At 58.8% G+C, this 13122-nt stretch carries 11 protein-coding genes; 10 read left to right on the top strand and 1 reads right to left on the bottom strand.

Translation table 11 applies throughout. The features are described from left to right. Nucleotides 1-47: 47 nt before the first annotated feature. Nucleotides 48-1169 carry a DNA polymerase III subunit beta gene (gene dnaN / locus B1C80_RS01755; RefSeq protein ID WP_077919316.1) on the bottom strand — a complete coding sequence of 374 codons (1122 nt, stop codon included), beginning with the start codon at nt 1167-1169 and terminating at the stop codon, nt 48-50. A 68-nt stretch (nt 1170-1237) separates the two neighbouring features. Between dnaN and B1C80_RS01760 the strand changes: the two genes are divergently transcribed. From B1C80_RS01760 to B1C80_RS01805, 10 genes are all read left to right on the top strand, one after another. After that, entirely contained in the window at nt 1238-1765 is a 528-nt protein-coding gene (locus B1C80_RS01760; protein ID WP_077919317.1) for a DUF2480 family protein, read from the top strand. A gap of 166 nt (nt 1766-1931) precedes the next feature. Beyond that, nucleotides 1932-2831, top strand: coding sequence for an ABC transporter ATP-binding protein (locus B1C80_RS01765; protein ID WP_077919318.1), 900 nt, complete (start codon nt 1932-1934; stop codon nt 2829-2831). Nucleotides 2832-3048: 217 nt separating this feature from the next. Continuing rightward, nucleotides 3049-6696: a M1 family aminopeptidase gene (locus tag B1C80_RS01770; protein WP_077919319.1), complete on the top strand. Its 3648-nt coding sequence runs from the start codon at nt 3049-3051 to the stop codon at nt 6694-6696. Between the two features lie 23 nt (nt 6697-6719). Beyond that, nucleotides 6720-7067, top strand: a complete 348-nt coding sequence (locus B1C80_RS01775) for an S-adenosylmethionine decarboxylase family protein (RefSeq protein WP_077919320.1) — start codon at nt 6720-6722, stop codon at nt 7065-7067. Next, the gene (locus B1C80_RS01780) at nt 7064-8362 is read left to right on the top strand and encodes a DUF4178 domain-containing protein (protein WP_077919321.1); all 1299 of its coding nucleotides are present in this window, start codon (nt 7064-7066) and stop codon (nt 8360-8362) included. Before B1C80_RS01775 ends, B1C80_RS01780 begins: the two co-directional genes overlap by 4 nt. Before the next feature lie 7 nt (nt 8363-8369). Further along, entirely contained in the window at nt 8370-8561 is a 192-nt protein-coding gene (locus B1C80_RS01785; RefSeq protein ID WP_077919322.1) for a hypothetical protein, read from the top strand. Nucleotides 8562-8572: 11 nt separating this feature from the next. After that, nucleotides 8573-8788: a DUF350 domain-containing protein gene (locus B1C80_RS01790; protein WP_077919323.1), complete on the top strand. Its 216-nt coding sequence runs from the start codon at nt 8573-8575 to the stop codon at nt 8786-8788. After that, nucleotides 8781-10346 carry a polyamine aminopropyltransferase gene (locus tag B1C80_RS01795; RefSeq protein WP_077919324.1) on the top strand — a complete coding sequence of 522 codons (1566 nt, stop codon included), beginning with the start codon at nt 8781-8783 and terminating at the stop codon, nt 10344-10346. Before B1C80_RS01790 ends, B1C80_RS01795 begins: the two co-directional genes overlap by 8 nt. A 4-nt stretch (nt 10347-10350) precedes the next feature. Next, complete coding sequence (locus B1C80_RS01800; protein WP_077919325.1) at nt 10351-12027, top strand: FAD-dependent oxidoreductase; 1677 nt, start codon at nt 10351-10353, stop codon at nt 12025-12027. 6 nt (nt 12028-12033) lie between these two features. Beyond that, nucleotides 12034-13065, top strand: a complete 1032-nt coding sequence (locus B1C80_RS01805) for a hypothetical protein (protein ID WP_077919326.1) — start codon at nt 12034-12036, stop codon at nt 13063-13065. Nucleotides 13066-13122: the final 57 nt, after the last annotated feature.

Consider the following 13122-nt stretch of genomic DNA (forward strand, 5'->3'; position numbering starts at 1 on the left):
TTGCGCGAGCGATTACCCATTCATCATTCATCATTCTTCACTCTTTTTTACGCGTATGTATTCAGCATCACTGGCATGACCAGCATCAGAATATCTTCATTTTCTTCTTTATCGGCAGGAATCAGCAGACCGGCCCGGTTCGGAGCCGACATTTCGAGCGAAATCATCTTAGCGCTCAGGTTGCTGAGGACTTCGGACATCAGCTTGGCGTTGAAGCCGATTTCCATGGGCTCGCCATCGTAGTCGCAAAGCAGTTTCTCGTTGGCTTCGTTCGAGTAGTCGAGATCCTCGGCCGAGATGGTCAGCGAGTTGGTTTTGAGCGACAACCGAATCTGGTGCGTAGTGCGGTTGGCGTAGATCATAATCCGCTTCAGCGAGTTGAGCAGATCGGTCCGGCCAATGGTCATCACGTTGGGATTGTTGGTCGGGATGGCGTTTTCGTAGTCGGGGAAACGCTCGTCGATCAGGCGGCAGATCAGCTGCGTGGGTCCGAAGGTGAACGACGCGTTGGCCTGGCTGAATTCGGCCACCACCGGCACGTTTTCCGGCAGCGAGGCTTTGAGCAGCTGCAGCGCCTTCCGCGGTACGATCAGCGACGCACTGGCTGCCGAGCCGAGGTCGGTCCGGCGGTAGCGGATCAGGCGGTGACCGTCGGTAGCCACGAAGGTAGCATTATCGGTCGACAGCTGCAGGTACACCCCCGTCATGGCCGGACGCAGATCGTCGGTGCTGGTGGCGAAGACGGTATTGTTGATGGCGCTCAGCAGAATATCCGACGTCATATCGACCGACAGAGTCTTGGCCACGGTCGGTAGTTTTGGGAAGTCGATCGGGTTTTCGCCGGAGAGTTTGTAGCGACCGTTGTCGGTCAGGATTTCAGTGCCGAAGGTGTCGGTATCTATGTTGACGGTAACGGGCTGTTCGGGCAGACTACGCAGGGTATCGAGCAGCAGCTTGGCCGGAATGGCAATGGCGCCGTTCTCGCTGGCTTCGACCGGAATCTGGGTGGTCATGGTCGTTTGCAGGTCCGAAGCCGTAACGGTCAGCGTACCATCTTCAATACGAAACAGGAAGTTTTCAAGGATGGGAACGATGGGATTCGTGGCCACTACCCCGTTTATATGCTGAAGATTTTTAAGAAGGACGGACGAGGAAACGATAAATTTCATGGGCCTGTTGTTTAGGGGCGTGACATGATGATATATATCTACAAAAGTAGCAAAAAATACTGAGACGGATGGAAACAGAACTGGTCAACCGAGTAGCCAATAGTGGCCTGGTAACGCTCGATCTGGAAGACTTTTATCACCCGGGCGAGCGCCTGGTCTACGACCTGAAAGATAACCTCTACATGGGGCTTATTCTGAAAGAAAAAGACTTCCGCGCTTTCCTGAAAGAACACGACTGGAGCCAGTACGCGGGCAAAAATGTAGCGATCACCTGTACCGAAGATGCTATTGTTCCGACCTGGGCCTACATGCTGCTGACCCTGCAGCTCCAGCCCTATGCGCATACCGTTGTTTTCGGGTCGCTGGCCGATCTGGAGACAAAGCTATACCTCGACGCCATTGCCCGGATCGACCCCGAGACCTACCGCGATGCGCGTGTTGTAGTGAAAGGCTGCTCGAAAGTACCGGTACCCACGTCGGCCTACGTGGAGCTGACGCGGGTATTGCGGCCGGTGGTGCAGAGTCTGCTCTTCGGTGAGCCCTGTAGTACGGTGCCGCTCTATAAACGATCGGTTCCCAAACCCGTCAGGTCCTGAGTAGTTTGCAATAACAAAAAAGCCCCATTCGGTCGACGGATGGGGCTTTTTTTTGCCATTAGACAACCAGAATCAGCCGCCCGATCAAGTTTGGCTTTTTTTACTGTTCAATTTGTAACTATTTGCTATAAATTGACTTTCCCCAAACTTTTTACCCACTCTTTGTATGCAACTCGAAATCCGCAACCTTTCCAAGACCTATTCGAACGGGGTTCACGCGCTCAAAGATGTAACGCTAACCATTCCGCAGGGCATGTTCGGGCTCCTGGGGCCCAACGGGGCTGGCAAATCGAGCCTGATGCGTACCATCGCCACCCTTCAGGAGGCCGACAGCGGAAGCATCACGCTGACCGATGTTGGCGGGGCCGACCTGAATGTGCTGACCCAGAAAGACGCCACCCGACGACTGCTGGGCTATCTGCCGCAGGAGTTTGGGGTTTATCCCCGCGTAACGGCCGAGGCCATGCTCGATCATATCGCTACGCTGAAAGGCATCGCCAACGGGCGCGAGCGGAAAGAGCTGGTATCGGGCCTGCTGCAGAAAGTAAACCTGCACACCGTTCGGAAGAAGAACCTTGGTACCTTTTCGGGGGGTATGAAACAGCGCTTCGGCATTGCGCAGGCCCTCATCGGCAACCCGCGGCTTATCATTGTCGACGAACCAACGGCGGGCCTCGACCCGGCCGAGCGCAACCGCTTTCATAACCTGCTGGCCGAAATTGGCGAAAATACGGTGGTCATTCTGTCGACCCACATTGTTGAAGACGTCACGAACCTCTGCTCCGACATGGCCATTATCTGCCTCGGCGAGGTCGTCGCGCAGGGAAATCCCAACGACCTGGTGGCCGATCTGCACGGCAAAGTCTGGCAGAAATTTGTGGAGAAGACCGAGATCGATACCTACCGGGCGATGCACCGCGTCATCTCGACCCAGTTGAAAGGCGGCAAAACCCGGCTACACGCCTACAGCGACGGGCCGATACCCGGTTTCGACGCCGTCGTTCCCGACCTGGAGGACGTCTACTTTGCCAAGATCACGGAGCGCATGGAAGTCACTACGGTCTAACGGTAAGCAACGGTGGTGCAGTCGGCGTCCGATCCGCACGCACCACCTGACCTGGTCACCGTGGTCCGTGTCCTCACGGACCACTTGTGCGTCAGCAACAAACCATCCGGGGAAGTGGTCCGTGAGGACACGGACCACGGTGAATCATGCACAACGCTGGGAACGATGACTGCCCGCCTGATCGACTTAGGTTTATGTTCTAACCCCCTTACGACTTATGTTTCTTGAAATATTTCGTTTTGAAGTGGCGTACCGGCTCAAACGACCGGCCACGTACCTCTACGCCCTGATTTTATTCCTGTTCACGTTCCTGTTTGTCATTTATGGCAGTGGTCCGGCCTCCGAGAAAACCAACGTAAACTCGCCCTATGCCGTCAGCCAGTTCGTTGTGGTGCTGACGATCTTCGGTATGCTCATCGCTTCGGCTATTATGGGCGTACCGGTCTACCGCGACATCGAACACAGCACCAAAAATTACTTCTTTAGCTTCCCCGTTACCGAGCGGGGCTATCTGCTGGGGCGGTTTTTTGGTTCGTTCGTCGTACTGCTGGGGATCATGATCGTCGGGTTGCTGGGCATTGCGGTGGGGTCGCTGCTGGGGCCGGTGTTCAACCTGGCCGACAACACCGAACGCTTCGGGCCGATCCGGTTCCGCGACTATGCCTACCCCTTCCTGCTGTTTGTCGTGCCGAACATGTTTCTGGTCGGCAGCATCTTCTTCGGGCTGGTTGCCTTTTCGCGGCAGGTCTTTACGACCTACGCAGCCAGCATTCTGCTGTTCATCGGGTACCTGCTGGGCAGCACCCTGGCCAGTGATCTCGATAACAAACGCCTGGTCAACCTCCTCGATCCGTTCGGGTCCTACGCCTACGACAACGCCACCAAATACTGGACGCCGGTTGAGCAGAATACGCTCCTGGCACCTCTGGAAGGTGATCTGCTCACCAACCGGCTGATCTGGGGCGCCGTGGCGCTGCTGATCTTCGGCCTGACCCTGTTCAGGTTCAGTTTCACCCGGTTCCTGGCGGTGAAACTCGGCCGCAAACAGAAAGGAGCCGATGAACCGGTACTGGCCCCGTCGCTGGCCAGTCTGCCCAAACCGACGCCTGTTTTCCAGACCAGTGCTTACGTTCGGCAGATGGTCAGGCAGGCCGGACTGGAGTTCCGCAGCATTGTTCGTGATCCGTATTTTATCGCCATTCTGCTCGGCGCGGTGCTCTTCCTGTTCCTCGACGGCTGGTTCGGCTCGCAGATTTACGGAACGCCATCGCTGCCCACGACCTACGCCATGCTCGAAGCCCGCAACGGCACCTTCTTTTTCTTCGTCCTGATCGTACTCATCTTCTATACCGGCGAGGTCGTTCACCGCGACAAGTCGGTGCATTACGATACCATTGCCGATGCCCTGCCCGTACCCGACTGGATGAACTACGGCGCCAAGCTGCTGTCGATGCTGTATGTCTGTTTGCTCCTGTGCAGCCTGGTGCTGGTATCGGGGGTATTGAACCAGACCGTCAAAGGGTACTTCAACTACGAGTTTGGCCTGTATTTCCGCGATTTGCTCGCCATTGGCTTTACCCAGTATTTTCAGCTGGTGATGCTGGCCTTTTTTGTCCATACGCTCGTCAACCAGAAGTTCACGGGTCATATCGTTACGCTGGCCGTATACATTGTCATCTGGGCCGTGCCGCAGTTTGCTGAGTTTGGCTACCGGCTGGCTATCCCGTTTTCGGGGGGTGGTGTCACTATTTCGGACATGAACGGATTCGGGCATTACCTGACCGGCCTGTTCGCCTTCCGGGCCTACTGGTATGCGTTCGGCGGCCTGTTGCTGGTGCTGGCACTCTGGTTCTGGAACCGCGGCAGCGATACCGCCTTCAAAGCCCGCTGGCAGTTGGCCCGGCAGCGGATGGGTCGGGTATCTATCGCCGTATTCGCCATCCTGCTGCTGGCCTTTGTCAGCATGGGGGCCTGGATCTACACGAACGTCAGCGTCAAAAACCGGTATTACTCGGCCGATGAAGGGCGGGAGCGGCTAGCCGGCTACGAGAAGAAGTACAGCAAATACCGCAACGTACTCCAGCCCAAAATTACCAGCGCCCGCGTAAACGTAGATGTCTATCCCGACGAGTTCAAAGCCGTGGCAGCCGGTCAGTTTATGATCGTCAACAAGGGCGATCGGCCCATCGACTCGCTACACATCAGCATGGCGCCCGACAACTTTCACCGCAGCCTGACGCGCTTCACCATCAACGGTATAGCCCCCGGCAAGGTATTCAGCGACGAAGCGATGGGCTATACGATCTACCGGCTGGCCAAACCGCTGAGTCCCGGCGACAGTGCGCGCATGGAGATGGCCGTAACGGGCCAGTATGTCGGGTTCGCCAACAGCGGTAATGACCGGGATGTCCTGAGCAACGGCACCTTCTTCAACGTCGGCATCCTGCCCGGCTTCGGCTATAACGGCAACGCGGAACTCAGCAGCGACAAGTACCGCAAGAAGTACAGCCTGCCCATCAAGGAATGGTCACTGCCCACCCAGACCGACCCGCGCGGCCTGCGCGATTTTCTGTTCACGACCGATGCCAACTGGGTTACCTTCGAAGGAACCATCTCCACAACCCCCGACCAGACGGCCATCATGCCCGGCGAGCTGCTGAAAACCTGGACAGCCAACGGGCCCGACGGTAAGCCGCGCAAGTATTTTAAGTATAAGCTGCCCGGCTTCTCCGATTACTTTTTCAGTATGTGTTCGGCCCGCTACGGCGTCAAACGCGACAAATGGACCGGCCCCGATGGCCAGACGGTGGCGCTGGAGATCTATCACCAGCCCGGCCACGAGCGCAACCTCGACCGGTTTATGGCCAGTATGAAGGCATCGCTCAGCTATTACACGAAGAATTACGCCCCTTACCCGTATCCGGTACTGCGCGTGCTGGAGTTCCCCCGCTATGCCTCGTTTGCGCAGTCGTTCCCGACCACGGTGCCGTATTCGGAAGAGTTTGGCTGGGTGGGCGACTTCCGCGACCCCGACAAAACCGACTACGCCTATTACGTAACCGCCCACGAAGTAGCCCACCAGTGGTGGGGTCACCAGATCATGCCAAGCCGCACCCGGGGCGCCAACCAGATTTCGGAGACCATGGCCGAATATTCGGCGCTGATGGTGCTGAAACAGCGGTACGGAGCCGATGCCATGCCGAAGTTCCTCAAGTACGCCCTCGACCAGTACCTGCGTGGCCGCTCGAACGAAGACAAGTTCGAGGCCAATATGCTCGACAACGATACCCGCAGCTATGTCTGGTATCAGAAGGGATCGATGCTGATGTACGCCCTGCAGGACTATATCGGCGAAGAGCGGGTCAACAAGGCGCTTAACGACTATATGAAGGCCGCCCGTTTCCGGCAGGAAGCCCCCTTTACGACCTCGCTGGAATGGTACGGCTTTCTGAAAGCGGCCACCCCCGACTCGCTCCGGCCCTGGCTGACCGACAATTTCGAGAAGCTGACGCTCTACGACAACCGCATCACTAAAGCCGAAGCCAAAGCTCTCGGCAACGATCGCTACCAGGTCCGGCTCTACATCCGCTCCGAAACGCAGTATTACGACAAGACCGGTAAAGAGATTAGTAAAGGCAAAAACCCCGTCGTGGCCGATATTGCGGTACTGGCTGCCGATAGTAAAAACAAAGACGGCCTGACCATCAAAGTGCCGCTGCTGATGCAGAAGCGCAGCATTCGGCCCGGCGAGCAGGTCATTGACGTAACCGTAAAAGGCAAACCAGTCAAAGCCGGTATAGACCCGTACAACAAACTCATCGACCGCGTATCCGACGACAATCTGGTGACTGTCGATCTGTTGTAACTTCCGGCTTTCCTAAACGAACTATGTATAGCCCCGGCCTGCACATACTGGCCCAGTTTACAGCGCCGGCATCGACCCTGACCGATGCCGGCAGCTGCAAACGGCACTTCGACCAGCTTGTCGACACCCTCGGCCTGACCAACGTTGGCGAGGTGTATCACAGCTTCCCGAACGGCGGCTTCACGGTGACGATCTGCCTAACCGAGTCGCATATCGCGATGCACACCTGGCCCGAATACGGACTGGCAACCTTCGATGTGTTTCTCTCCAACTACCGGCGCGACAACCAGGCGCGGGTCCGGCAGATCTACACCGAAACCCTGTCGTTCTTTCAGGGCATCGAGCAAACCAAAACCGAACTGCTCCGATGACCGAGTCTGCACCGACCACACCCCCATTGGCCACGCTGACCTGCCCGAACTGCCAGACGTCGATCACGTATTACGACGTTACGGGCAGCTCGTTCTACGCCTGCCCGGCCTGCGCTACCCTGTTCGAATACGAACACGAGGGGCCACCGCGTATTATCCATACCCTGCAGAAACTAAGTACCCAGCCGCTGATACCGATCGGCGCAACGGGTACGCTGGGCGGCAACGCCTACCGCGTAGTGGGGTTCATGCGCAAGACCGAGGCCGGAGCAGCAGCCGAGTGGAGCGAGTACGTGCTGTACAGCCCGGTAGTCGGCTATGCGCAACTGGCCGAGTATAACGGCCACTGGCAGTTTGTCCGGCCGGCCCCGCGCAACGACTACACCATCCTGAAAGAATCGGCCCGCTCCTGGACCGTCAATGACGACGATCGGGATTACCAGCTGTACCACCACTACCAGCCCCGTTTGCTGGCGGCCGTTGGGGAGTTCGACTGGAATATTCGGGAAGATGAAGCGCTGACGGTATACGAGTTCATCGCGCCCCCCTACATGCTCTCCAGCGAGCAGAAGAACGAACAGGAAGCAAGCTGGTACCGGGCCGAGCACCGCTCCCGGCAGGCCATTGCCGACGCCTTCGGACTCGACAACGAACTGCCGCAGCCGCTGGGCGTAGGCGCTATACAGCCCTCGCCCACCGAAGGCCTACTGGCTCCGCTCGTGTCGCTGACGATTGGGGCCTGTCTGGCCGTACTGCTAATCATGCTGATTTTTAACGGATTTCGGTCGTCGCCCACGCTGATCGAACAGTCGTTTTTCAGTCAGCGCGACTCCACGAAAGGCAACGCCCTGCGCGAGTTTATCAGCCCTTCGTTTGCGGTAGAAGGGCCCACCGCCCTCGCTGTTCAGATGAATACGACCCTGACTAACCAATGGGTCGAGCTGGCGGTGCGGCTCGTCAACGACCAGACGGGCGACGCCTACGAGTTTGCCAAAAGCATTGAATACTACTCGGGGGTGAGCGGGGGCGAAAGCTGGACCGAAGGCCGCCAGAGCGAATCGGCCGTACTGTCGCGGGTGCCGTCGGGGCGGTATCATCTGGAGGTGCAGCCCTATGCCGAAAACGCCATGCCGGCTCCGGTTCGCATCACGGTAAAACAGAACACCACCCTGCACTCCAACATTTTTCTTATACTGGCGGCTTTGCTGATCTACCCCATTGTGAGCTACATCCAGCAAGCCAGTTTTGAACAAAGGCGCTGGGCCGAGAGCGACTACGGCGCCATGGACGACTGATACACCGATGAACCAATTCAAACCCCTTCGGCTCTACGGCCTGGTTGTACTTTTGGTGCTGGGCGTTTTCACCTGGGCTACCGTTACCGGCACCCGCCTGCTCGGCGACGACGATGAGTCGGTCGAGAAACGGCAGGGCTACAGCTCGGGCGGACGATCAGGGGGCCGCGTTGGCCGCACTCATTTCTACCACAAATAACCGCTACCCTTATGGAATACCTGAACCCCAAACTGATCACGGCATCGGTTGTTTACTCCCTGATCGGCATCCTGATTCTGGTCGTCAGCTTTTACATCTTCGACAAGCTCACGCCCAAAACGCTCTGGAAAGAGATCATGGAGGAGCACAACACCGCGCTGGCGATTGTGGCGGCTGCGTTCATGCTGTCTGTAGCCCTGATCATCAGTTCGGCCATTCATGGTTAGCGAAGAGCAACCCCGATCAACGCGCGGCAACGCATCCCGGCCCGACCTGCTGCCGGTGCTGCTGCTGGTGTCGGTGTTTGTAATTGCTACCTGCGGACTCATCTACGAGCTTATTGCCGGTACGCTGGCCAGCTACCTCCTGGGCGATTCCGTTACCCAGTTTTCGACCATCATCGGTACCTATCTGTTTGCGATGGGCATTGGCTCGTGGCTCTCGAAATACCTCGACGGAGCGCTGCTGAAGTGGTTTATCCGAATTGAGATACTGGTCGGTCTGGTCGGCGGCTGGTCGGCCCCGCTGCTGTTTGTGCTGTTCGAATACGTGCAGTCGTTCCGGGTGGTCCTCTACGCGCTGGTGGGGCTGACGGGGGTGCTGGTCGGCCTGGAGATTCCGTTGCTCATGCGGATTCTGGAAGGCCGGTACGCCTTTAAAGATCTGGTTTCGCGCGTGTTTACTTTCGATTACATCGGGGCGCTGCTGGCTTCGCTGATTTTTCCGCTGGTGCTGGTGCCGCAGCTGGGTCTGGTGCGTACCTCGCTGTTTTTCGGACTGCTCAACCTGGCGGTGGCGGCTGTGGTACTGTACCGATTTCAGGAAACGCGGCCCTACCGGCGCAGCTTCACCCTGACTATGATCGTCGCGTCGGGGCTGATGCTGGTCGGGTTCGTGGGAGCCGACCGGATCATGACCTATACCGAAAGCCTGGCGTTTCAGGACAAGGTGATCTATAGCAAAACCACCCAGTACCAGCGCATTGTGCTGACCCGAAACGCCCGCGAATGGCGGCTGTTCCTGAACGGCAACCTGCAATTCTCGTCGGCCGATGAGTATCGCTACCACGAAGCCCTTATTCATCCGGCCATGCAGCAAAATCCGTCGGCCCGGCGGGTGTTGGTGCTGGGCGGTGGCGACGGGCTGGCGGTACGGGAGCTGCTGAAATATCCGCAACTCGATGCCATCCGGCTCGTTGACCTTGACCCCGGCATGACGCAGCTGTTTCAGCAGAACGAGATGCTGCTGGCGCTGAACCAGCGGTCGCTGCTGTCGCCGAAGGTGGAGGTACTCAATGCCGATGCGTTTCTGTTCGTTCGGCAGGACACCAGCCGCTACGACCTGATCGTGGTCGACTTCCCCGACCCGGCCAACTATTCGATCGGTAAACTGTACAGCACCGCTTTCTACAGCGAGCTCGACAAGCTTCTGTCGGCAAACGGCGTCGTGGTGGTTCAGTCGACCTCACCCTACGTAGCCCGGCGCTCGTTCTGGTGCATTGCGCACACCCTCGGAGCCGTTGGGTTCCGGACCCTGCCCTACCATGCCTACGTACCGTCGTTTGGGGAGTGGGGCTATGTGCTGGCCGCCCGAAACCGGCCGCTATCGCCGGTTCATCGCGCCGTCAGGCTTCCGGCCGGGCTGCGCTATATCAACGTCCGAACCCTGGCCGACCTGACCCACTTCCCCACCGACATGGCCGAAATTCCTACTGACATCAACCGACTCAACAACCAGGCGCTGGTTCGTTATTTCGATGACGACTGGGGCCCCTACAGCCACTAAGCCGATGCCAACCCGCCGATTTTTTCTGCAGCAGACGGGGCTTGGCCTGGCGAGCCTGCTGGCCGGCCCCTGGGCGCTGGAAAGCTGCCGGTCGACTACTGCCCGGGTACCCATAGCGGGTCAGCTGCGTGGCGCCAACCAGGCGGTCGGTCACCTGCTGCGCGGAGGCATGACGTTTCCGGCACCCACCCGCAACCGAACTGTCGATGTGCTGATCATAGGCGGTGGTATAGCCGGTTTGTCGGCCCGGCGGTGGCTACATCGGCAGGGGCTTTCCGATACGCTGCTGGTTGAACTCGACGAGCAAACCGGTGGTAATTCGAGCCACGGCCAGAACACCGTATCGGCTTACCCCTGGGGGGCGCACTACCTGCCCATACCCGATCCGCGCAACACCGAACTGATCGATTTTCTGCGCGACACCGGCACCATAACGGGACATACCGACCATGGTCAGCCCATCTACAACGAATACCACCTTTGCCACGACCCACAGGAACGACTGCTCATCGACGGGCACTGGCAGGAAGGGCTGGTGCCGGAGCGGGGTGTTCCGGCCAGTGACCGGGCGCAGCTGGCGCGCTTCTTCGCCCTCATCGACACCCTGAAACAGGCCAAAGGGCAGGATGGTCGCGATGCGTTTGCCATTCCGCTCGACCGGTCGTCGGCCGATCCGACCTTCCGGGCGCTGGATACCGTCACCTTCGCCGATTACCTCGACCAGCACGGGTACACCTCGCCCTACCTGCGCTGGTACATGACCTATGCCTGCCGGGACGACTACGGCGCCACCCCCGAAACAATATCGGCCTGGGCCGGGCTGCATTATTTTGCCGCCCGAAAAGGGCAGGGCCGTACGCAGACGGGAGGCCTCGTTGCATCCAGCGATGTGCTGACCTGGCCCCAGGGTAACGGCTTTCTGCTCGACCACCTCCGCCAGTCCGTCGACAGCCCGTCGGAACAACCAACCGTGCTGACTCATCACCTGGCTTATGCCATTCAGCCTCAGGAGGACGGGGTTCGGGTGCTGTGTTACGACGTGATCGCCCAACAGACTATCGCCATCCGGGCGAAGGCGGTGCTGCTGGCCACTCCGCAGTTTGTAACGAAATCACTGCTCAGGTCCCTGGCTCCCGACCGGGCCGCCTTCGCCGATCGGGTCCATAACGCGCCCTGGCTGGTGGCTAACCTGACCGTCAACAGCCTCCCTCAGGGTGGCGGTATGCCTCTCTGCTGGGATAACGTCGGCTACAATACGGCCTCGGTAGGCTATATCACCGCCAACCATCAGGACGTGAGCGACCAGCCCAAACGGGTTATAACCCTCTACTGGCCCCTTACCGACGCCCCGCCCCACGAAGCCCGCCGACGCGCCTACCAGTCGACCTACGCAGACTGGGTTCAGCAGGTTCTGGCCGAGCTGGAGACGCTACACCCCGGCGTTACGCCCTCTGTTGAGCAGGTCGATGTACAGCTATGGGGGCATGGCATGGTGGCGCCCACGCCCAGCTTCGTCTGGGGAGAGGCACGGCAGCAGGCCATGCGTCCGATCGGCAAGCAGCTGTTTTTCGCCCATTCGGACCTGAGCGGGGTATCTCTTTTTGAAGAAGCCTTTTATCAGGGCATCCGGGCCGCCCGCGAAATAGTTCAGGCACTGCACCCATCCACCAACCCCGTCTGACGGCCCATGCAACCCTGGATTCGTTCTCCACGCTACGATGGTGTGTTCATCCTGATGCCGCCGTTTATAGCCCTGCTGATCGTAGCGCTCCTGCCCGACCGCTACCGGACCACCACCGACATGCCGGTGGTGAGCTGGTTCTTGCTCGTCGTCCTGATCGATGTGGCGCATGTGTACAGCACCCTGTTTCGCACCTACTTCGACCGGGCGCGGTTTCGGCGGCAGCGGCTGCTGTTTGTTGGGGTGCCGGTCGTCTGCTATCTCATCGGCGTTGGGCTGCACAGCCTGGGGGCGGGGGTGTTCTGGCGGGCGCTGGCCTATCTGGCGGTTTTCCATTTCGTCCGGCAGCAGTACGGCTTTTTACGGCTCTATGCCCGTACCGAATCGGGTCGGTTTGCCTGGCTCGACGCCATAACGATCTATGCTGCCACGCTTTATCCGCTGCTGATCTGGCACCTGACACCCGACCGCAATTTCAACTGGTTTACCGACGGCGATTTCTGGCAGATCGACTGGCCCCTGGGTCGGGCGGTAGCTACGCTTCTGTACGTGGGTCTGCTCGGCCTGTATCTGGCGAAAGAGCTGGTCACGGGCTTCCGATACGGCACCATTAACCTGCCGCGCAACCTGCTGGTGCTCGGCACGGCCCTGTCGTGGTACGTCGGCATTGTTTACCTCAACGGCGATCTGGCGTTTACCCTGCTCAACGTCGTATCGCACGGCATTCCGTATCTGGCCCTGATCTGGCTCACCAACCCGCCCCGGTTCAGGCGCCGGTCGGCGCTGACGCAGCGCGTATGGCTGCGTCTGGTCCTTTTTCTGGGCGTCGTGATCGGGCTGGCGTATCTGGAAGAAGGCTTCTGGGACGGGCTGGTCTGGCGCGAACACGGGGCCGTATTCGGCACCTTCCAGGCGCTGCCAACCGTTCAGAGCGACTGGCTGCTCGCGTTACTGGTTCCGCTGCTGGCCCTTCCGCAGGCAACGCATTACGTACTGGACGGATTCATCTGGCGACGCGACACCGGAACGGCTACCTGAAAAGCCAGTAGGTGCTGCTTTTTGTTCATATTCGTATTAACCCGTACTTTGACTGGT

This window comes from Spirosoma sp. 209, from assembly GCF_002006735.1.
Lineage (GTDB): Bacteria > Bacteroidota > Bacteroidia > Cytophagales > Spirosomataceae > Spirosoma > Spirosoma sordidisoli.